Below are 21,342 nucleotides of genomic sequence, written 5' to 3'. Positions count from 1 at the left end.
AAGACCGGAGGTCGGCAAGCGGCGCGTCGGGAAAAGCCATTCGCTTTCCCCGACAGAGGTCTAGTAACGCACGCAGACGGATTTGGTTTCGCACCAGCCGTCGAGCCAGTCCGGGCCGAAATCGCGGCCGGTACCGGACTGCTTCATGCCGCCGAAAGGCAGGTTGGCGTCAATCAGGGTATGGCTGTTGACCCATACCGTTCCCGCCTGCAGACGGTCGGTGTAGTTCAGGGCCTGGGTCAGATCGCGGGTCCAGACGCTGGCGGTCAGGCCAAAATCGCTGTCGTTGGCCAGGCGCAGCGCCTCCTCGCCGTCGGCCACTCGCACCAGGTTCACCACCGGGCCAAACACCTCCTCACGGGTGAGGCGCAGCCCAGCGTCGGGGTTAACCACCAGCGTCGGCGGAATATAGTATCCCCCCGCATCCGGTCCGGCGCTGCCGCTGATAAGCTCTGCCTTCTGCTGGCGAGCCTCTTCGAGGTAGGCCGCCACCTTGTCGCAGTGGGCCCGGGAAACCACCGGGTTGATCTGCGCCGTCTCCTGCATCCCCGGCCCCACCTGCAGCGATTTTACCGCCTGCTCGAAGCCGCTGACCAGGGTGTCAAACAGCGGCGCTTCGATGTAGATCCGCGAGCTGGCGGCGCAGACCTGCCCCTGATTGAGGAAGCTACCGGTCATCAGCCCCTCAATAACCCACTGGGGGTCGGCATCTTTGAGCACAATCGCCGGGTTCTTGCCGCCCAGCTCCAGCGTCACGCGGGTCAGGCGGTCGGCGGCCACGCGGGCGATCTGTTTCCCGGTCGCCGTCGAGCCGGTAAAACTGACCTTCGCCACCTGCGGATGGGCGGTCAGCGCCGCGCCGCTGCCGGCGCCGCTGCCGGTGACTACGTTGAACACCCCGTCAGGAATGCCCGCCTGGGTCGCCAGCTCCGCCACCCGCAGCAGGGTCAGCGGGGTGGTTTCAGAGGGTTTGATGACGATCGAACAGCCCGCCGCCAGCGCCGGCATGACCTTCCACATGCCGATCATCAGCGGGAAATTCCACGGGACGATGCCCGCCACCACCCCGACCGGCTCTTTTTTGGTCCACGCCTGGTAACGCGCCCCTTGCGGGAACGGGATCGACACGTCCAGCGTCCGGCCGCTGATCTTGGTGGTCAGCCCCGCGGTGTAGCGCATCCAGTTCAGGGTGCAGCCGACCTCAAAGGCGCGAGAGATCGCAATAGATTTGCCCTGCTCGAGGGTTTCCAGTTGCGCCAGCTCTTCGCCGTGCTGCTCCACCAGATCGGCAAAACGCAGCAGGATGCGTTCACGGTCGGCCGGGGTGCGCCCGGCCCAGCGGCGATCGACAAAAGCGCGCCAGGCGGACATCACCGCCCGGTCAACATCCGCCGGGCTGGCGTCGGCGGTGGTGGCAATCGCCTGCCCGGTGGCCGGATCCCAGACGGTTAACCGGTTTTCGCTCTGCGCGGCGCAGGGGGCGCCGTCGATATACAGGCCATGCTGACGGTCTAAAAACTGCTGGACGCTGGCAAGCAGCGCTATCTGAGAGGTGGACATACCCTTTCCTTATTCTTCGCGGATAGTGCTTTCAGTCTATGTCCGGTTGGCGGCTGGCGCTTTTTTCTCTGTGACATTCGTTTGCGCCGCTGTGACAGTCGCCGCAAATCCGCGGCTTGCCCTGGCAGAAATGTGCCGCAGGTAATAGTTCTTTCATATACCCGCCATCGCGGCCTTGCCTGAGGCGGCATAAATGCAACAATGCGGAAACATTGTTATTACAGGAGAAGGGCGAATGATGACCACGGCAGAGGGGGGGCTGGCGTACCAGCGCTGGCTGGCGACGATCAATCAGGTCTGCGGCCATTTCGCCGCCCGGCCGCTGGAGGGGCGTTTCCACGGCGAGATTGACGCCCGCTACGCCGGCAGCCTCAAGGTCAGTACGGTCACCGCCGCCGGCGTCAATTTATACCGCACGCGCAATGAGATAAAACGCGATAACGACGCCTGGTTCTATACCGTGTTTCAGCTTGCCGGCGAAGCCATCATCGAACAGGACGATCGCCAGGTGACGCTGGCGGCGGGCGATATCACGTTAATCGATGCGGCCCGCCCGTGCTCGATTGTCTGGCAGCAGACCTCGCGTCAGGCCTCCCTGCTGCTGCCGCGCCAGCGGGTGGCACCCACAGGCGACATCGCCACCGCCTGCCGGCTGGACAAATCCCTGCCAATGGTGCAGCTCAGCCAGCGACTGTTGCTGGAAAGCATGGGCGGCACGACACTCTCCGCCAGCGAGAGTGAAGCGGCGCTGGAGGCGATCGCCTGCCTGTTACGCCCGGTGCTGCATCAGCGCGAGCCTACCCCTTCCCGGCGGGAAAAGCAGTTTCAGAAGATTATTGCGTTAATCGATGCGTCCATTCAGTCGGAGCATTTGCGCCCGGAGTGGCTGGCCAGCGAGACGGGGATGTCGGTACGCAGCCTGTACCGGCTGTTTGCCGACAAAGGGCTGGTGGTGGCGCAGTATATTAAGAACCGGCGGTTGGACCTGTGTGCCAGGGCGTTACAGAATGTCCATGACGACGAAAAGCTGGCGGGGATCGGCTACCGCTGGGGCTTTAGCGACCACAGCCATTTCTCCACCGCCTTTAAGCAGCGCTTTGGCGTCTCGCCGGGCGAATACCGCAAGCGCTGCCGCTGATCATTTACGCCGCCACTGGCCGTTCAGCCCCTGGACGTACTCCCCGGGCTGAGCGCGGGCCACCAGCTTCTGCCCGGCCATTTTCGCCACTTCATCTACCGGCAGATTGTTGTCATCCGCCAGCTGCTGGTAGCTTTCGCTGCGCGCGGCATTGATCTGCTTCACCAGCGCTAAGGTCTCTTTATCCTGGCGCAGCGGCGCCAGATAGCCGTTCAGCGTTTCCCCCACCCGCCCCTGCTGCCGCGCTTCGCTCAGGGTCAACGCCAGCGCGGGCGCGCTGAGTAAGGTCAGCGCCAGCGCTGCGCTTAACAGTCGTTTTCTCATCGTCGCCTCAGAACAAATCGCTGCGGGATTTCAGCAGGTTTTCCACATCCTTATCGACCTTGATGTGGATCTCATGCTCAATTTTGACATTCATGTTAATAGTGATGGGCTCTTTCGATGCCGCAATTTCGATACGCGGCGTACAGCCGGCGAGCAGCATCGGCGCCACCATGGCCAGTAGCAACTTATTCATTTAGGTTCCTTACATGTCTTACCGTCCGTACAGCGCCGCACGGGCAGCATGGCATTCTGTTCGAGCCACGCCTGTAAATTGTCGCCGAAGCGTAAACTGCGCCACAGGTCGAAAATATTCTCTTCATGAGAGTAGTTTAAATGCACGGTACTGCTTTTCCCGTCCACCCGGCTGGTGCCGTTGATGGTGGCCTTAAGCGTCAATACGCCCAGATTGTCGAGGTTAATCCGCGTCCACGAGCGGGAGATCTCCATATAGCGCAGCCAGTTAATCGCCGCCCCGGCGGAGACATTGTCCGCCACCAGCGCATCAGCAGTGTCTTTATCCAGCCGCAGGGTCATCGGCCCGTCATTACGCAGCCAGCCGTCGTGGATGATCCATTGGTTGTTTTCCAGCCACAGCGGCAGCGCGCCGCTCACCGCCCCGGACATGGCGAACTGCTTCACCTTGACGGCGCTGGTGAGTTCGCTGCTGGAGATATGTTGCAGACGGATCAGCGCCGGGTCGCGCTGCGGCATGCGCAGCTGCAGCAGGGTCAGCTTACCGCCTAACAGATCGACGCTGACGTCGCTGAGCTGCAGCGGATTGGCCTCACTCCACGGCCAGGTGCCCTGCAGGTCCGCCGTCAGATTGCGCGCGGTCACCTGGTTGACGATTTCGCCAATACGCAGGGAGACCGGACGACGGGTGCCCAGCTGCCAGTGGCCGTCGCTGAAACGGAATGGCAGCACGAAGTCGACGCCGTTAATCTGGTTATCCGGCATCCAGGCGCTGCCGCCCTTCAGCACGCCGTGGCCGCCCGCCTCAAATCCCTGCCCGGCCGCCGCCGAAAAGGCCACCTGCGCATAGAGACTGCCTTCCCGCAGGTTCATCTTCCAGTCCGGTGGCACCAGCGGCTGGAACACCGTCAGCGACTGTTTTGGCCACCACGCCTGGCCGCGCAGCCGTTCGCCGTCCCAACGCCCGGTCAGCCGCACCGGGCCAATGGCATCGGCGTGCAGGGCGCCGGTGAACTGGAACCACGTCGGATCCCTGCCGTCGAGGGCAAATTTCAGCGTTGACGCCGGGAGATAGCTGCCGCCGGAGAAGGTGGTTTTTGCCGCGTCCAGCGACAGCGCGCCGGTCAGCCGCGGGTGCTGGGCATCACGCAGCCAGCGGATCGGCTGCTCGAGCGTCAGACGCGGCGTACTGACCCGCATCGTGCCGTACTCGAGCTTATCGAAGCCGGTGGAGAGGCTGCTCAGGGTAATGGCATTGTCGCGCCACTCCCCGCTGCCCTTCACATCCCAGCGCGCCTGCATCGGGGTAAAGTGCCCCTCACCCCAGTAGCGCCATTGCCAGCGGCCGCTGTCGGGCAGAAAATCGCTCGCCTGACCGTCCAGATGCAGCGTAAAGTCGCCCATCTGCTGCTCATGGGCGCGGAGGATCGCCTGCAGGCGGCCATCGACGCCCTGCTGGGTCACTTTCACCCCAGCCAGCGGCCAGCGAATTTCATCAATATTCAGCGCGTCGATCACCCGTCCGCGCGAACGCAGCAGCGCCCCGGGATGAAAGGCCAGCTGCGGGCTGACCAGCGACCCGCTGAGCTGGGCCGGCAGCGCCGCGTAGAAGATCATCTCACCCAGCTTGGCCTCGCCGGTGAGCCGCAGCGGCATGTCGCTGTTATCCATGCTTAGCTTGCCCGGACCGATATTCAGCACCGCGTTGCCTTTGCCGGCATGCCCCTCAGTGAGGACATTTAAGCGGCCGCTGACGGTCATCTGCTCGGTCCCCTGCTGCCAGTTGCCCACCGACAGTGCGACGCGCCCGCTGAGCGGATAGTTCTGGTAGCGGGTGCGCCAGCGACCGTCGCTGATGGTGATCCGCTCCGGGGTGATCTCCCACGGCAGGTCCAGGATCGGCTCTACCTCGCCGCGCGGCGTGACCAGAAGCTGGCCGCGATTGTGCTGCCACTCGAGCTCGGCATCGATCCATTCCGCGGTCTGTGGAAATTCAAAGGTGCCCTGCATCTGGCCGTCGACCGGCAGGCCATCCGGCACCAGCGGCAGATGGAAGGTCCCCACCAGCTTCACCGGCTGCTGATCGTCAGTCAGCCGGGCGCTGAACTGGCTGACGGTGAGGGCCTGGCCGCGCAGGCGCGCCTGCAGACTCAGTTCCTTACCGGCAAAGCCGATGTCCTGCTGCGCTGGCGTCAACGACATCACCAGCCGCCCCTGCCATTTCTCCCACGGCGACAGCCGCAGGTTATCAATCGTTAACCAGCTGTAGGGCAACATCGATTGCCATTCGCCGAGGGTGCGCGGCGATCCCGGCGTGGGCTCGCTGGCCGGCAGTTTGCTCAGACAAGCGCTGTTGATGTCCAGCTGGCCAATATGCAGCCGCCAGCGGCTGGGACGCGAGAGGCGGGTATCGGTCACCCGGGCGAGTTCACAGTCGCCCACCAGATAGCGCAGATCGGGGATCAGCAGAGCCGACCGCGTCAGACGCGGGCTCTCCTGCAGCGAGATACGAGTGCCCACGGGCAGCCAGATGCCCGCCAGCGTCGGCACCCAGTGGGTCAGCGTCAACAGCAGCGTTAGCGGCAATAACACCAGCACTAACACCAGCGCGATGGCGGCTTTATATTTACCCTTCATGGGCAGTTAATATCCTGATTCAACATAAGTAAAAGCCGAATGGCGTCTATTGTGACACGTTCGACCAGTGAGTGAAAGTTTGCGGCCTGTTAAAGCATAGTTGCCAGCGGGTATCGCAGCGCGGCGATCGGCCGTCATCATTTAGCTTTTGTTTAAGCAACGCCTGCCACACTCCAGCCAGACAGAATGGCTTGCGGGAGAGACGGTGTCGTTCATTATTTCGCTCATTGAGAGCGCACAGGGCCACTATCCATGGGTGTTGCTGATTGTTTTCCTGCTCACTTTCACTAAATCCTGTGCGCTGGTGTCGCTGGCGATCCCCGGCACCTCCGGCCTGCTGCTGCTGGGGACATTCGCTTCCGCCAGCCTCGGGCATTTCCTGCTAATGTGGTCCAGCGCCAGCCTCGGCGCCATCGGCGGATTCTGGCTCTCGTGGTGGTTAGGCGTTCGCTATCGTCACCGCCTCACACAGTTACGCTGGCTGACCGCCGAGCGTCTGGCCCGCAGCCGGCTCTTTTTCCAGCGCTATGGCCTGTGGGCTATCTTTTTCAGTCGCTTCCTCTCTCCCCTGCGCGCCACCCTGCCCCTGGTCAGCGGCGCCAGCGGCCTGCCGCTGTGGTCGTTTCAGCTAGCTAACGTCAGCTCCGGTCTGCTGTGGCCGTTTCTGCTGCTCTCCCCCGGCGCTTTAAGCCTCAGTTTGTGGTGAAAAAACTTTGTCTTTCAAAGAGATTCCGCAAATCCGCGATATGCTCTAGAATTAGCATAAGCACCTGCTATTTAAACTATTTTTTAATAATTGTACGATTATTTTAAATATGCTACCGTGACGTTATAATCACTGGAGAAAAGTCTTATGAAAATCGCGGTTTACAGTACGAAGCAGTACGATAAAAAGTACCTGCAGCACGTGAATGATACCTACGGCTTTGAACTGGAATTCTTCGACTTCCTGCTGACAGCGAAGACCGCCAAAACCGCCAACGGTTGCGAAGCGGTGTGTATCTTCGTCAATGACGACGGCAGCCGCCCGGTGCTGGAAGAGCTGAAGGCCCACGGCGTGAAGTATATCGCCCTGCGCTGCGCCGGATTTAACAACGTCGACCTCGAGGCGGCGAAAGAGCTTGGCCTGCGCGTGGTCCGCGTCCCGGCGTACTCGCCGGAAGCCGTCGCTGAGCATGCGATCGGTATGATGATGTCGCTCAACCGCCGCATCCACCGCGCCTACCAGCGTACCCGTGATGCCAACTTCTCTCTCGAAGGCCTCACCGGTTTCACCATGTACGGCAAAACCGCCGGGGTGATTGGCACCGGCAAAATTGGCGTGGCGATGCTGCGGATCCTCAAAGGTTTCGGTATGCGTCTGCTGGCGTTCGACCCGTACCCAAGCGCCGCCGCGCTGGAGCTGGGGGTGGAATATGTCGACCTCGCCACGCTGTACAAGGAATCGGACGTGATCTCCCTGCACTGCCCGCTGACCGACGAAAACTACCACCTGCTCAATCGCGAGGCGTTTGACCAGATGAAGGACGGGGTGATGGTGATTAACACCAGCCGCGGCGCGCTGATCGACTCCCAGGCGGCCATCGACGCCCTGAAGCACCAGAAAATTGGCGCGCTGGGGCTGGACGTTTATGAGAACGAACGCGATCTGTTCTTTGAAGACAAATCCAACGACGTTATCCAGGACGACGTTTTCCGCCGCCTCTCCGCCTGCCACAACGTGCTGTTCACCGGCCACCAGGCGTTCCTCACCGCTGAGGCGTTGATCAGCATTTCGGAGACCACTCTGGGCAACCTGCAGCAGGTCGCCAACGGCGAAACCTGCCCGAACGCCATCGTCTGATTCCTTTCCTTTTTGTGCTCCTCTCCCGGGGGGAGCACATTCAGATAATCCCCACAGATCCCCGCTGCGATACCGTTACACTGGCTTTATTTTATTAGTAATGTGAATGTTTCGGAGTACAAATGAACAAATTTGCAGCGCTACTGGCGGCAGGTATGCTGCTGTCCGGCTGTGTCTACAACAGTAAGGTGTCCACCGGCGCGGAACAGCTGCAACATCATCGCTTCGTGCTGACCAGCGTCAACGGCCAGGCGGTCAACGCCGGCGACCGGCCGCTGGAGCTGAGCTTCGGTGAGAAGATGGCTATTACAGGCAACGTGTATGTAACGGGCAATATGTGCAACGGCTTTAGCGGGGAAGGTAAGGTGTCGGACGGCGCGCTGAAGGTGAAGTCGCTGGCGATGACCCGGATGCTGTGCAACGATGCCCAGCTTAATACCCTTGACGCGACGATCGGCAAGATGTTGCGCGAAGGCGCACAGGTCGATCTGACGGAAAACCAGTTGACGTTGGCGACCGCCGACCAGACGCTGGTCTATAAGCTCGCCGACCTGATGCACTAGCCGGCATTGAGGTGCCGCTGACGCTGCCCCGCGACGGGGCCGCCGTTAGTAGCCGCAGCTGCCGCCCGCCAGCGCCTGCTCGCTGCAGCGTTTGCCGTTCGGCAGCGCGCACATGCCAATCGCCGAACCATCGAGCTGACGAGCCACCGATAACGAGCCGCCTATCATGGCGCAGTTGGCCTGACCGGCGTCGCTCATCGCCGCCCGCATGCCTGGCGTGACGTGCGCCGCCGTGGCCTGCTGAACGGGTTCACTACTGCACGCCGACAGCAACAGCGCCGCACAACCTACTAACATCGCAGCTCGCATTCTCTCTCCCCTCGGAAACGTCTTAAAAAAGCAAACCCCAGAATAATAGGCAGCGTGGCGGGCGGCGTCGAGAGGGGAAGTACGTATTTATGCGCCTCATTAACATTTTCTAGCAAATTTTCGCCGAAAGCTTGATCTGCTCCGGCCTGGTCGCCGGGCGCGCGTGGTTCCCGCCCTCTGCAGGCAGCCATTTTCTCCGCGAACCATGCAAAATATTGATCTGGTCACGGGTGGCCGGCGCATTGAGGACACAAATGCAAAAATGGCCGCGCCAACGGTTTGCTAAACTACCCCTTATATAATTACAGGGCACGTCGCGGTTTCACGTGTCCATTCTTTTGCGCAATGTAAGGGTGTCTTCATATGATTACGATTGATGGTAATGGCGCGGTCGCTTCCGTCGCGTTTCGCACCAGTGAAGTTATCGCCATCTACCCGATCACGCCCAGTTCAACGATGGCGGAACAGGCCGACGCCTGGGCCGGCAATGGGCTGAAAAACGTCTGGGGCGATGTTCCCCGCGTGGTCGAAATGCAGTCGGAGGCAGGCGCCATTGGCGCCGTACATGGCGCGCTGCAGACCGGCGCCCTCTCCACCTCTTTTACCTCATCGCAGGGCCTGCTGCTGATGATCCCCACACTGTACAAACTGGCCGGCCAGCTGATGCCGTTTGTGCTGCACGTCGCCGCCCGAACCGTCGCCACCCACGCGCTGTCGATCTTCGGCGATCATTCCGACGTCATGGCCGTGCGTCAGACCGGGTGCGCCATGCTGTGCGCCAGCAGCGTCCAGGAGGCGCAGGATTTTGCGCTGATCTCGCATATCGCCACCCTGCAAAGCCGGGTGCCGTTTATTCATTTCTTTGATGGCTTCCGCACCTCGCACGAAATCAACAAAATCGCCCCGCTGTCGGATGACACCATTCGCGCCCTGCTACCGCAGGATAAAATCGCCGAGCATCGCCAGCGCGCGCTCAATCCGGAACACCCGGTGATCCGCGGAACCTCGGCCAACCCCGACACGTACTTCCAGTCGCGAGAGGCCACCAATCCATGGTACGACGCGGTCTATGACCATGTCGAGACGGCGATGAACGACTTCGCCGCCGCCACCGGCCGTCAGTACAAACCGTTTGAGTTTTACGGCCACCCGCAGGCAGAGCGCGTGATCGTCATTATGGGTTCGGCCATCGGTACCTGCGAAGAGGTGGTTGATGAACTGCTGAGCCGCGGCGAGAAAGTCGGCGTGCTGAAAGTGCGCCTCTATCGCCCATTCTCCGCCGCCCACCTGCTGGCAGCGTTGCCGGAGAGCGCCCGGGCGGTAGCGGTGCTTGATCGCACCAAAGAGCCAGGCGCGCTTGCCGAGCCGCTGTATCTCGATGTGATGACCGCCCTGGCGGAAGCCTTTAACCGCGGCGAGCGCGAGACGCTGCCGCGCACCATCGGCGGCCGCTATGGCCTCTCCTCCAAGGAGTTCGGCCCGGAATGCGTGCTGGCAGTATTCAGTGAACTGCAGTCCGCTCAGCCGAAGCCGCGCTTTACCGTCGGTATCTATGATGACGTGACCAATCTGTCGCTGCCGCTGGGAGAAAATACCCTGCCGGCTGAGGCCAAGCTCGAGGCCCTGTTCTACGGTCTCGGCAGCGATGGCAGCGTGTCGGCCACCAAAAACAACATCAAAATCATCGGCAACTCGACCCCGTGGTTCTCGCAGGGCTATTTTGTCTATGACTCGAAGAAAGCGGGCGGCCTCACCGTCTCGCATCTGCGCGTCAGCGAAAAACCGATTCGTTCATCGTATCTGATTTCGCAGGCTGATTTCGTCGGCTGCCACCAGCTACAGTTTATCGATAAATACCAGATGGCCGAACGGCTGAAGCCCGGCGGTATTTTCCTGCTCAACACGCCGTACAGCGCCGATGAGGTCTGGTCTCGCCTGCCGCAGGAAGTTCAGGCCACCCTGAATCAGAAAAAAGCGCGATTTTACGTGGTCAACGCGGCGAAAATCGCCCGCGAGTGCAGCCTCGGCGCGCGCATTAATACCGTGATGCAGATGGCGTTCTTCCATCTCACCCGTATCCTGCCGGGCGACAGCGCGCTGGCGGAACTGCAGGCGGCGATCGCCAAAAGCTACAGCAGCAAAGGCCAGGAGCTGGTGGAACGCAACTGGCAGGCGCTGGCCCTGGCCCGCGAATCGCTGGCGGAAGTGCCGCTCCAGCCGGTGAACGCCAGCAGTCCGAACCGCCCGCCGGTGGTCTCCGACGCCGCGCCGGATTTCGTCAAAACGGTCACCGCCGCGATGCTGGCCGGCCTCGGCGATGCGCTGCCGGTCTCCGCCCTGCCGCCGGACGGCACCTGGCCCATGGGCACCACGCGCTGGGAGAAACGCAATATCGCCGAAGAGATCCCCATCTGGAAGGAAGCGCTGTGTACTCAGTGCAACCACTGCGTCGCCGCCTGCCCGCACTCGGCGATCCGCGCCAAAGTGGTAGCGCCGGAAGAGATGGAGAACGCCCCTGCCAGTCTGCACTCGCTGGACGTCAAATCCCGCGATATGCGTGGACAAAAATACGTTCTGCAGGTCGCCCCGGAAGACTGCACCGGCTGCAACCTGTGCGTTGAAGTGTGCCCGGCGAAAGATCGCCAGAACCCGGAGATCAAGGCCATCAATATGATGTCGCGCCTGGAGCATGTGGAAGAGGAGAAGGTCAATTACGATTACTTCCTCAACCTGCCGGAAATCGACCGCACAAAACTGGAGCGGATTGATATTCGCACCTCGCAGCTGATCAGCCCGCTGTTTGAATACTCCGGCGCCTGCTCCGGCTGTGGCGAAACGCCGTATATCAAACTGCTGACCCAGCTGTACGGCGATCGGATGTTGATCGCCAACGCCACCGGCTGCTCCTCCATTTACGGCGGCAACCTGCCCTCGACGCCGTATACGACCGACGCCAACGGCCGCGGCCCGGCGTGGGCCAACTCGCTGTTTGAGGATAACGCTGAATTCGGGCTCGGCTTCCGCTTAACCGTCGACCAGCACCGTCAGCGCGTGATGCGCCTGCTGAGCGAATTTGCCGACAAACTGCCGGCAGAGTTGAACGCGGCGTTACATGCCGAGGCGACGCCGGAAGTCCGCCGCGAACAGGTGGCGGCCCTGCGCCAGGCGCTGGCCGGCGTGGACGGCGCTGAAGAGCTGCTGACCGATGCTGACGCGCTGGTGGAGAAATCCGTCTGGCTGATCGGCGGCGACGGCTGGGCCTACGATATTGGCTTCGGCGGTCTGGATCATGTGCTGAGCCTGACGGAAAACGTCAATATCCTGGTGCTCGATACCCAGTGCTACTCCAACACCGGCGGCCAGGCGTCAAAAGCCACCCCGCTGGGGGCGGTCACTAAGTTTGGCGAACACGGTAAACGCAAGGCGCGCAAAGATCTTGGCGTCAGCATGATGATGTACGGTCATGTCTATGTGGCGCAGATTTCGCTCGGCGCGCAGCTGAACCAGACGGTGAAAGCGATTCAGGAAGCGGAAGCCTATCCGGGACCGTCGCTGATCATTGCCTACAGTCCTTGCGAAGAGCACGGCTACGATCTGGCGCTCAGCCACGATCAGATGCGTCAGCTGACCGCCACTGGATTCTGGCCTCTCTACCGCTTCGACCCGCGTCGCGCCGACGAAGGCAAACTGCCGCTGGCGCTGGACTCTCGCCCGCCGTCCGACGCGCTGGCCGAGACGCTGCTCAATGAGCAACGTTTCCGCCGCCTGAACGCCCAGCAGCCGGAGGTGGCGGAGCAGTTGTGGAAAGACGCCGCCGCGGATCTGCAGAAACGGTATGACTTCCTCGCCCAGCTGGCTGGCAAAGCGGAGAAATCACCGAACGAAGGCTAAGGTTATTTTCCACACGGTAGCCATAAAAAAAGCCCGAACATGTTGTTCGGGCTTGTCGTTTTACCGATAAACAAAATCATTCCGTAGAATGAGACGGCAGCAATAAATGATTGGCATGACAATAAAGGCATATAACGCTCGAATAATACGTGATTATCCCGGGCATGTATAATTTTTATTTTGTATATTTCCTGTAGATATATTCAGCATAATTATCACCATTTCTTTGGTATTATTTATTTTAGATTTTACTTATATCGTAACAATTGAGTCTTACCATATCTCAGACCGCTCCTTTAGCATGAGTTCACTTCCTTCCCGGAAGCTAAAACATAAAAACAGTTAAAGGAATTTCTTCATGAAAAGAAAAGTACTGGCCCTCGTTATTCCGGCTTTATTAGCCGCCGGTGCCGCGCATGCGGCGGAAATTTATAATAAAGACGGAAATAAATTAGATCTCTATGGCAAGGTAGACGGTCTGCACTATTTCTCCAGCGACTCGAAAAAAGACGGCGACCAAACTTATTTGCGTTTTGGCTTTAAAGGCGAAACTCAGATCAACGATATGCTCACCGGTTACGGTCAGTGGGAATATAACGTTCAGGCCAACAACACCGAGAGCTCCAGCGATCAGGCGTGGACCCGTCTGGCATTCGCGGGTATCAAAGTCGGCGATTACGGCTCCTTCGACTACGGTCGTAACTACGGCGTGCTGTACGATGTTGAAGGCTGGACCGATATGCTGCCGGAGTTCGGCGGCGACTCCTACACCTATGCGGATAACTTTATGGCAGGCCGCGCCAACGGCGTCGCGACCTACCGCAACAGCGATTTCTTCGGCCTGGTGGAGGGTCTGAACTTCGCCCTGCAGTATCAGGGTAAAAACGAAGGTCAGAACGCGCAGGATATCAACGTCGGCACCAACAACCGCAGCAGCGACAGCGATGTTCGCTTCGACAATGGCGATGGCTTCGGTCTCTCCACCTCTTATGACTTCGGCATGGGCATCAGCGCGGCAGCGGCCTACACCTCTTCTGACCGTACCAACGATCAGATGACCCAGACCAACGCCCGCGGCGATAAAGCCGAAGCCTGGACCGCCGGCCTGAAGTACGACGCCAACGATATCTACCTGGCGACCATGTACTCAGAAACCCGCAATATGACCCCGTACGGCAATGACGGCGTGGCCAATAAAACGCAAAACTTCGAAGTCACCGCGCAGTATCAGTTCGACTTCGGCCTGCGTCCGGCCATCTCCTACCTGCAGTCCAAAGGCAAAGATCTCTATAATAACGGCCGCTACGCCGATAAAGATCTGGTCAAATATATGGACGTTGGCGCCACCTATTACTTCAACCGTAATATGTCTACCTACGTTGATTACAAAATCAACCTGCTGGATGACAACGACAGCTTCTACAAAGACAACGGTATCTCTACCGACAACATCGTCGCCCTGGGCCTGGTTTACCAGTTCTGATGCGCCAGCCCGCCGGTTCCGGCGGGCTTCTTCCTACCGCCGTACAGTAGATAAAACAAAACAATATATCCCGCTGGTTAAAATAGCCGTCCATTTAGTGATATAGTCGTGCTCAGTCAGTGCTTGCCCGAGGACGTCCACCATGCATCATCACCCGGTAAAATCATCCCGAATTATCTCTGTCGCCTACGATGACGCCTCCGCCACACTGGAAATCTATTTTTATCACCAGCCGCCGTTGCAATATACCGGCGTGCCACCGCGTATTTTCCGTGACTTTTTACAGGTGGTGTCAAAAGGTCGATTTTATGACGGCGTGATCAAAGGGAAATTTCCCGAACGCAAGCCACGTTAATGTCAAAGTGTGACCTCGGTCATGATACAAAACGTGCTCTAATGCCGTACAATATGAGGGGATACTTAAACAGGAGGTTTTATGAGCAGAATGATTCTTGTCCCCATCGATATCTCTGATAAAGAATTTACTGAACGCATTATCAGTCACGTTGAATCGGAAGCACGGATTGACGACGCCGAGGTCCATTTCCTCTCCGTGATCCCTTCCCTGCCCTATTATGCCTCACTGGGAATGGCTTACACCGCCGAACTGCCGGGTATGGATGAGCTGCGCGAAGGAACGGAAACGCAGCTTAAAGAGATCGCCAAACAATTTTCCATCCCGGAAGATCGGATGCATTTTCACGTCGCCGAAGGGTCGCCAAAAGATAAGATCCTCGCGCTGGCCAAGTCGCTACCCGCCGACCTGGTGATCATCGCGTCGCACCGGCCAGATATCACCACCTATCTGCTGGGCTCCAACGCCGCCGCGGTGGTCCGCCACGCCGAGTGCTCAGTCCTGGTGGTGCGTTAACGCCACAGCCCGCCGCCCGGCGGGCTTTTTATTTCCGCTTACACCGCCTCCGCCTGCCTGCCCGCAGCGGAAAGTGCCGGAAAGATGCTGACATTCCGGCCCTGAATCCGTACTGACCCTAGCTATAGAACTCTTCGGGCATCACGCCGGTTTTCTGGTACCTGTTTCCTTCTTTCCATAGTTACGGATGGCGTGAAAGGAAGTAGTATTCGGGCTCAGTACAAGCGCGTAGAGAATGAGTTACGAAACGTCACCGGTGAGCCCTGTATAGGGATATGTCACCGCGATTCCGTTGTCTGTTCGGCTTTATGGAGCCGATGCCGCAGGAGAACAACCGCAGAGTAGTCAAATTAGTATTTCGTACTCATAGAGGGGAGGCCTTTTCTCTGAAAGCACCGTTTTTAAATCAGATGCTTAGACTTGGTTGAACTGTATGAGTGGAATTGCTACTGATAAAAAAAATAATGCACAGCCAAATAGCTACAATAATTAATTGGGAATTCTGTATTTTCCTCTCGATGATTTTTATTTAGAGATAAATGAGGATAAAAAATGTCTTGGAATAAGTACTTAGCAGCACAATATGCCAGAGACAATGCTGAAGATCATAGTATTGGGTTATGTGCGAGATATGTAACCAACGCAATTCTCTATGGTGGTCTCAACATCCCAAGAACTCCATATGCCAAGGACATGGGAAACACTCTATTTGCAGCTGGATTTAAGTATGCGATTGTTAGTATGGATACTGGAGATATTGCGATAATACAGCCTATACCAAACCATCCTTATGGCCATGTCTGTATATATGATGGTGAAAATTGGATTAGTGACTTCATTCAAAAAACAATGTATCCGGGGCAGGCATACAGAAATGCAGCTCCTCCATTTATCATTCTTCGCCACACTTGATTAAGAGATTGAATTACCAATAAATTCAGCTCAACAAATCAGTTGGTAAGATCTAGAGGGCTCACAATTGCGAGCCCTAATATTCCACGCGGATGAAGTAAAAAAATTATTAGCGGCTATGATAATGTTAATCACTGCCTTTATGGATAACAAAGTTAATTGTCAGTAGGACCTCACATCTGCAATTGTTTCTGCCGGCGACCAGACACTGCTACATACGCCTACGACCACGACGATTGCAGCGCAATCAAGTCTAGCTTTTTGGCCAAAGAAGTGCTCGCCCCTTGCAACTTAGGGCTTTTTAACGATCTCCATATCATGCCTAAAAATAATGTTTTTAAGTTTTACAGCTAGTGCGTCAAAGTTAGCTCCTTGAGCCTCTATATCAATAAGTAGGAGATCTATCTCACTTCGGCTTAAACGATTACTCCTCCATTTACGCTCAAAGCCTCCTGCAGTTGCGATTGCTGTAAGTGCTGCTGCAATAGTCGTTAATACTACTGCGACTCCTGAATAATCTGGGTCTTTGATTTGTAAAATTGCTCCCGCAGCTACACTACATAGAATTGAACCGAAGATACTGAAATGATGTGCAAAACTCCAATTCTTTTGACCTTTATTAAACTGAGAACGAAATTCAAGTGCTTGATCATTTAACGTTTTCTTGTCCATAACGCCCTCGCATGATTAGTTCAAAAAAGATGATTTATAAGAATAAATATAACGATAAAAACATGCCAATCCTGACTTATATTTCAGGCGCTTTTACATCAACTTCATCAAACTTGGTTTGTTCGATTTTTATTATAGTAGTTGTTCTCTTGTTTTCATTATCTCAAGTTCTGACCAGTTTGCTACTCTTGATGTCCCAAGCTTCTGTCTCGATTGACGTAGCACATTTTTGTAGCTGGCCTTGACTATTTTAATTGTTGAACACCATTAGCCTGCTCGTAAAAAGATATTAAAAAGCAATTGGTTATATGCAAAAATATAGAGTGTTCATATGACCACAAATGAACTTGCTTCCCTGAGTTTGCACTCCTCTAAGCGCGTACCGTCAAGCCACTCACCGCAAAAAACTATCGTTCTGCAGATACTCCCTTACTCGCTCATTTTTCGATCCCCCACGTAACCGCTAAGCCTTCACGCTAAATACAAATTCGATGTTTTCTGTTAAACCTGCTTCGACCATTAATTTCTTTATTACCATGACAGCAAACGGCATGTTCGGCCCACCAAAAACAACGGTAGGAAACCGCTCGGCCCTGCCCTGGACGCGCTGAAAGCACACAGCATGAACTGACAGCTGGACATCCGGTATCCACTATCACGTTTCACCACTGGGAATACGGCTCAAGCGAGGAACAGAATTTGCGATTTGTTTTCATGCCGCGGAGACGGAAAGGCGAGCAAAAACCCTGCTACTCGCACAGCAGTATAGGCAGCAGATGGGAAGCTGCAGTAAAACGCGCTGGCATTCGCCGCAGGAATCCGTACCATACGCGGCATACTTTTGCCTGCTGGCTCCTGACGGCTGGCGCAAACCCGTCTTTTATAGCCAATCAGATGGGGCATGAAAACGCGCAAATGGTGTACGACGTTTATAGTACATGGATAGAAGAGATGAACGGCGACCAGGTTTCTATGTTGAATTCCCGGCTTGGGCTTTAACACATTTTGCCCCCTATATGCCCCTTTTAGATTTTGAGAATGTTAATAATGCAAGAAAATCAAGAACTTACAAAGAAAGAGAAATACAACATCGATAAGCTGCAGAAACGTCTGCGCCGCAACGTCGGTGAGGCGATTGCCGACTTCAATATGATTGAAGAGGGCGACCGCATTATGGTTTGTCTTTCTGGCGGCAAGGACAGCTATACCATGCTGGAGATCCTGCGTAATCTGCAGAAAAGCGCGCCCATCTCCTTCTCGCTGGTGGCGGTGAACCTCGACCAGAAACAGCCAGGGTTCCCGGAGCATATTCTGCCGGCGTATCTTGAGCAACTGGGCGTGGAATACAAGATTGTTGAAGAGAATACCTACGGCATCGTCAAAGAGAAGATCCCGGAAGGGAAAACCACCTGCTCGCTGTGCTCTCGCCTGCGTCGCGGCATCCTCTACCGTACCGCTACCGAGCTCGGGGCGACCAAGATCGCCCTCGGCCATCATCGCGACGACATCCTGCAGACGCTGTTCCTGAATATGTTCTACGGCGGCAAAATGAAAGGGATGCCGCCGAAGCTGATGAGCGACGACGGCAAACACATCGTCATCCGCCCGCTGGCTTACTGCCGCGAAAAGGACATCGAGCGCTTCTCCCAGGCCAAAGGTTTCCCGATTATTCCGTGCAACCTGTGCGGTTCGCAGCCAAATCTGCAGCGTCAGGTGATCGCCGATATGCTCCGCGACTGGGATAAGCGTTATCCTGGGCGCATTGAAACCATGTTCAGCGCGATGCAGAACGTGGTGCCTTCACACCTGAGCGATGTCAATCTGTTTGATTTTAAAGGTATCACCCACGGCTCCGAGGTGGTGGACGGTGGCGATCTGGCGTTTGACCGGGAAGAGATTCCCCTGCAGCCTGCCGGCTGGCAGCCGGAAGAAGAAGACGCCCGTCTCGATGAACTGCGTCTGAACGTGGTGGAAGTGAAGTAACCCTCACGCGTCTCAGGCAGCCGCCTGAGACGCACTAACCTGCCCTTACTTCAGCAGTCGAACGCGGCAGGCTTTGCCTTTAATCTTGCCGTTTTGTAACTGCTTATACACCTTCTGCGCCATATTCTGGCGGATCGCCACATAGACATGAGCCGGATGGACGGTAATTTTGCCGATATCGGCGCCATCAAAGCCCATATCCCCTGTCAACGCCCCCAGCACATCTCCCGGGCGCATTTTCGCCTTTTTCCCGCCGTCGATACACAGCGTGGCCATCTCCGCCGTCAGCGGCGCGATGGTGTTGCCCGTCGGCGCCGGCAGCCAGTTGAGGGAAAGCTGCAGCATGTCGGCGAGGATAGTGGCGCGCTGCGCCTCTTCCGGCGCGCAGAAGCTGATGGCCAGCCCTTGTTCGCCAGCGCGGGCGGTACGGCCGATGCGGTGAACATGCACCTCCGGATCCCACGCCAGCTCGAAGTTCACCACCAGCGCGAGGGATTTGATGTCCAGGCCGCGGGCGGCGACGTCGGTCGCCACCAGAACCCGGACGCTGCCATTGGCGAAGCGCACCAGCGTCTGATCGCGATCGCGCTGCTCAAGATCACCATGCAGCGACAAGGCGCTCTGCCCGGCGGCGTTGAGCGCATCGCAGACCGCCTGGCAATCGCGTTTGGTGTTGCAGAACACCACACAGGATGCGGGCTGATGCTGGCTGAGCAGGCGCTGCAGCAGGGCAATCTTACCGTGGCGGGAAACTTCAAAGAACTGCTGTTCAATGGCGGGGAGCGCATCGACAGAGTCGATCTCTATCGTCTGCGGATAACGCTGCACCCGGCCACTAATCGCCGCGATCGGCGCAGGCCAGGTAGCAGAAAACAGCAGGGTCTGCCGGTCAGCCGGCGCGAAGCGGATCACCTCGTCGATGGCGTCGCTGAAACCCATATCGAGCATGCGGTCCGCTTCATCCATCACCAGCGTCTGCAGCGCGTCAAGGGAGACGGTCCCCTTCTGCAGATGATCGAGCAGACGGCCCGGGGTGGCGACGATAATATGCGGCGCGTGTTGCAGAGAATCTCGCTGGGCGCCAAAGGGCTGGCCGCCGCAGAGCATCAAAATCTTGATGTTCGGCAGGCAGCGCGCCAGGCGACGCAGCTCGCCGGCAACCTGATCGGCCAGCTCGCGGGTCGGACACAGGACCAGCGACTGGGTTTCAAAGCGCGCCGGATCGATATGCTGCAGCAGACCCAGCCCAAATGCGGCCGTTTTTCCGCTGCCGGTTTTTGCCTGCACGCGCACATCTTTTCCCGCAAGGATCGCCGGCAGGGCGGCGGCCTGAACCGGCGTCATCGACAGATAACCCAGCTCATTAAGGTTGGCTAATTGGGCGGCAGGTAAAACAGTCAGGGTAGAAAAAGCGGTCACAATGTATTCTCGTATTAAAGGACGGACAATCTGCAGGCGCGTATCCTCGCAGATCTCCGCGCCTGATGCGACAATTTAATCGGCTCTTCGTCAGGCGGCGGATCGGGCTGCGGCTGCGGACGCGGTCGTGGGTCGGGTAAAGGAACCGGATCGTTCGGTTCGGGTGAGATGGGGATAGACTGGGCTGTCAGCCCTGAAGCGTAATGCATAGAGGCCTCCCGGAGAGTAATACGGGCGTACCCGCAGGCTTAACGGCCTGAAGACCGTCGGGTGTCTTAGTAAGCGTAGAAGCTGGTCCGGAGAGCGCAAAAAAAAAGCCGACTCAACAAAGTCGGCGTCGTACGAATCAATTGTGCTATGCAGTAATTCAAAAAAGGAAGTAAGACAATATGGAGCGCAACGCCCATCGCTTGACGTTGCATTCACCTGCGAGAGAGATATTGCCCTGAATGGGTAGGTGGTTTATTGATTTCGCTCAAACATTGCCGGGTTTTCCCGGCAATGCGGCCGCTAAAAGGCGATTCTTTACAACCATTTACTGCGATGTAACCACCACGCAACACCACCGATGACAACAACTAACATCAGGCAGAAGAGGCTAAATCCCAGATGCCAGCCGTTGCCGGGGATCCCGCCAAGGTTGACGCCGAACAGGCCGGTTAAAAAGGTGCTGGGCAGAAACACCATCGCCATCAACGACATTGTATAAGTCCGCCGCGCTAGCGACTCCTGCATAATCTGGGCGATCTCATCGCTCATGATCGCCGTCCGGGCAATACAGCTGTCGATCTCATCCAGCCCGCGTCCCAGCCGCTCAGCGATATCCTGCATTCGCCGCCGCTGATCGTCACTCATCCACGGCAGACGCTCGCTGGCCAGCCGGGCATAAACATCGCGCTGCGGCGCCATATAGCGGCGCATCACGATCAGTTGCTTACGCAGCAGCGCGAGAAAACCGCGCGGCGGCACCTGCTGGTCAAGCAGGTCATCTTCCAGGTCGATAATGCGGTCGTGCAGCTGTTCGATAAACTCGCTGGCATGATCGGTCAGCGCATCGCAGACCTCCACCAGCCAGCTGCCGCCGTCCGTCGGGCCATTGCCTTCGCGCAGGTCGCCAAGCACATCATCCAGCGCCAGCACCTTGCGCTGACGGGTGGAAACGATCAGCCGCTCGTCCATATACAGACGCATCGCCACCAGCTGGTCGGGACGCTCATCGGTACTGCCGTTAATGCAGCGCAGGGTGATCAGCGCCCCGTCGCCGATCCGCGTCACTCGCGGCCGGGTGCTCTCCCCCGCCAGGGCGTCACGCACGTTATTGGGCAGCAACGGGGTGGCCGCCAGCCAGTCAGCGCTGTCGCTATGGGTATAGTTCAGATGCAGCCAGCAGGGCTTGTCCTTGTCGATAATATCGTTATCGGTAAGCGGCTTCACGCCGCCCTGCCCGTCGAGCACCCACGCGAAGATCGCGTCCGGTATCTGCAACTCCGAGCCTTTAATCGCGTCCACTCAACCTCCGTTAATCCATACCTGTCACATTGCGCG

The 21,342-nt window shown here is 57.5% G+C and carries 19 protein-coding genes and 1 pseudogene; 11 read left to right on the top strand and 9 right to left on the bottom strand.

Annotation, left to right across the window (positions count from 1 at the left end; genetic code table 11):
* Positions 1 to 60 precede the first annotated feature (60 nt).
* Positions 61 to 1,560 carry an aldehyde dehydrogenase family protein gene (locus CWM58_RS01935; protein WP_100680083.1) on the bottom strand — a complete coding sequence of 500 codons (1,500 nt, stop codon included), beginning with the start codon at positions 1,558 to 1,560 and terminating at the stop codon, positions 61 to 63.
* Positions 1,561 to 1,795: 235 nt separating this feature from the next.
* Between CWM58_RS01935 and feaR the strand changes: the two genes are divergently transcribed.
* Complete coding sequence (feaR, locus tag CWM58_RS01930; RefSeq protein WP_061154800.1) at positions 1,796 to 2,698, top strand: transcriptional regulator FeaR; 903 nt, start codon at positions 1,796 to 1,798, stop codon at positions 2,696 to 2,698.
* Here the strand turns inward: feaR and CWM58_RS01925 are convergent, their stop codons facing one another.
* Genes CWM58_RS01925 through CWM58_RS01915 form a run of 3 tightly spaced genes read right to left on the bottom strand, consistent with a single transcriptional unit; the run spans position 2,699 to position 5,851 of the window.
* Complete coding sequence (locus tag CWM58_RS01925) at positions 2,699 to 3,022, bottom strand: YdbL family protein (RefSeq protein ID WP_012541948.1); 324 nt, start codon at positions 3,020 to 3,022, stop codon at positions 2,699 to 2,701.
* A gap of 7 nt (positions 3,023 to 3,029) precedes the next feature.
* Entirely contained in the window at positions 3,030 to 3,215 is a 186-nt protein-coding gene (locus CWM58_RS01920; RefSeq protein ID WP_012968375.1) for a YnbE family lipoprotein, read from the bottom strand.
* Positions 3,212 to 5,851 (bottom strand): YdbH family protein, encoded by a 2,640-nt coding sequence (locus CWM58_RS01915; protein ID WP_100680082.1) that lies wholly within the window; start codon positions 5,849 to 5,851, stop codon positions 3,212 to 3,214. The genes CWM58_RS01920 and CWM58_RS01915 overlap by 4 nt, the downstream gene beginning before the upstream one ends.
* Before the next feature lie 205 nt (positions 5,852 to 6,056).
* Here CWM58_RS01915 and CWM58_RS01905 point away from each other — a divergent pair, with 205 nt between their 5' ends.
* The 3 genes from CWM58_RS01905 (at position 6,057) to hslJ (ending at position 8,257) form a co-directional block, all read left to right on the top strand.
* Complete coding sequence (locus CWM58_RS01905) at positions 6,057 to 6,557, top strand: DedA family protein (protein WP_061154803.1); 501 nt, start codon at positions 6,057 to 6,059, stop codon at positions 6,555 to 6,557.
* Between the two features lie 147 nt (positions 6,558 to 6,704).
* Positions 6,705 to 7,694, top strand: a complete 990-nt coding sequence (locus CWM58_RS01900; RefSeq protein WP_008805143.1) for a 2-hydroxyacid dehydrogenase — start codon at positions 6,705 to 6,707, stop codon at positions 7,692 to 7,694.
* A gap of 122 nt (positions 7,695 to 7,816) precedes the next feature.
* Positions 7,817 to 8,257, top strand: coding sequence for a heat shock protein HslJ (gene hslJ / locus CWM58_RS01895; protein ID WP_061154805.1), 441 nt, complete (start codon positions 7,817 to 7,819; stop codon positions 8,255 to 8,257).
* Positions 8,258 to 8,302: 45 nt separating this feature from the next.
* Here hslJ and CWM58_RS01890 read toward each other — a convergent pair whose 3' ends face one another.
* Positions 8,303 to 8,566, bottom strand: coding sequence for a DUF333 domain-containing protein (locus CWM58_RS01890; RefSeq protein WP_004140155.1), 264 nt, complete (start codon positions 8,564 to 8,566; stop codon positions 8,303 to 8,305).
* Positions 8,567 to 8,929: 363 nt separating this feature from the next.
* Here CWM58_RS01890 and nifJ point away from each other — a divergent pair, with 363 nt between their 5' ends.
* From nifJ to CWM58_RS01860, 5 genes are all read left to right on the top strand, one after another.
* Entirely contained in the window at positions 8,930 to 12,457 is a 3,528-nt protein-coding gene (gene nifJ / locus CWM58_RS01880; RefSeq protein WP_100680081.1) for a pyruvate:ferredoxin (flavodoxin) oxidoreductase, read from the top strand.
* A 358-nt stretch (positions 12,458 to 12,815) separates the two neighbouring features.
* On the top strand, positions 12,816 to 13,940 hold the full coding sequence (gene ompK37, locus CWM58_RS01875; RefSeq protein ID WP_016160893.1) for a porin OmpK37: 1,125 nt from the start codon (positions 12,816 to 12,818) through the stop codon (positions 13,938 to 13,940).
* Between the two features lie 142 nt (positions 13,941 to 14,082).
* Positions 14,083 to 14,295 (top strand): KTSC domain-containing protein, encoded by a 213-nt coding sequence (locus CWM58_RS01870; RefSeq protein ID WP_008805148.1) that lies wholly within the window; start codon positions 14,083 to 14,085, stop codon positions 14,293 to 14,295.
* Positions 14,296 to 14,376: 81 nt separating this feature from the next.
* Positions 14,377 to 14,811, top strand: a complete 435-nt coding sequence (gene uspF / locus CWM58_RS01865; RefSeq protein ID WP_008805149.1) for a universal stress protein UspF — start codon at positions 14,377 to 14,379, stop codon at positions 14,809 to 14,811.
* Between the two features lie 552 nt (positions 14,812 to 15,363).
* On the top strand, positions 15,364 to 15,723 hold the full coding sequence (locus CWM58_RS01860; RefSeq protein ID WP_100680080.1) for a CHAP domain-containing protein: 360 nt from the start codon (positions 15,364 to 15,366) through the stop codon (positions 15,721 to 15,723).
* A gap of 291 nt (positions 15,724 to 16,014) precedes the next feature.
* Here CWM58_RS01860 and CWM58_RS01855 read toward each other — a convergent pair whose 3' ends face one another.
* The gene (locus CWM58_RS01855; RefSeq protein ID WP_100680079.1) at positions 16,015 to 16,395 is read right to left on the bottom strand and encodes a hypothetical protein; all 381 of its coding nucleotides are present in this window, start codon (positions 16,393 to 16,395) and stop codon (positions 16,015 to 16,017) included.
* Between the two features lie 545 nt (positions 16,396 to 16,940).
* Here CWM58_RS01855 and CWM58_RS01850 point away from each other — a divergent pair.
* A pseudogene (locus CWM58_RS01850) lies at positions 16,941 to 17,394 on the top strand (tyrosine-type recombinase/integrase); the annotation flags it as partial.
* 48 nt (positions 17,395 to 17,442) lie between these two features.
* Positions 17,443 to 18,378 (top strand): tRNA 2-thiocytidine(32) synthetase TtcA, encoded by a 936-nt coding sequence (gene ttcA / locus CWM58_RS01845; protein ID WP_004203988.1) that lies wholly within the window; start codon positions 17,443 to 17,445, stop codon positions 18,376 to 18,378.
* A gap of 45 nt (positions 18,379 to 18,423) precedes the next feature.
* Here ttcA and dbpA read toward each other — a convergent pair whose 3' ends face one another.
* The 3 genes from dbpA to zntB form a co-directional block, all read right to left on the bottom strand.
* Complete coding sequence (gene dbpA / locus CWM58_RS01840) at positions 18,424 to 19,797, bottom strand: ATP-dependent RNA helicase DbpA (RefSeq protein WP_100680078.1); 1,374 nt, start codon at positions 19,795 to 19,797, stop codon at positions 18,424 to 18,426.
* Between the two features lie 14 nt (positions 19,798 to 19,811).
* Positions 19,812 to 19,988, bottom strand: coding sequence for a hypothetical protein (locus CWM58_RS29440; RefSeq protein ID WP_373996481.1), 177 nt, complete (start codon positions 19,986 to 19,988; stop codon positions 19,812 to 19,814).
* Between the two features lie 334 nt (positions 19,989 to 20,322).
* On the bottom strand, positions 20,323 to 21,306 hold the full coding sequence (gene zntB, locus CWM58_RS01830; RefSeq protein ID WP_061154809.1) for a zinc transporter ZntB: 984 nt from the start codon (positions 21,304 to 21,306) through the stop codon (positions 20,323 to 20,325).
* Between the last annotated feature and the right edge of the window lie 36 nt (positions 21,307 to 21,342).

The sequence above is a fragment of the Klebsiella sp. H-Nf2 genome (assembly GCF_002806645.1).
In the GTDB taxonomy this organism is placed as follows: Bacteria; Pseudomonadota; Gammaproteobacteria; order Enterobacterales; family Enterobacteriaceae; genus Klebsiella; species Klebsiella variicola.
Note: the sequence above shows the minus strand (reverse complement) of the source record. Positions and strands in the feature narration are given on the sequence as shown.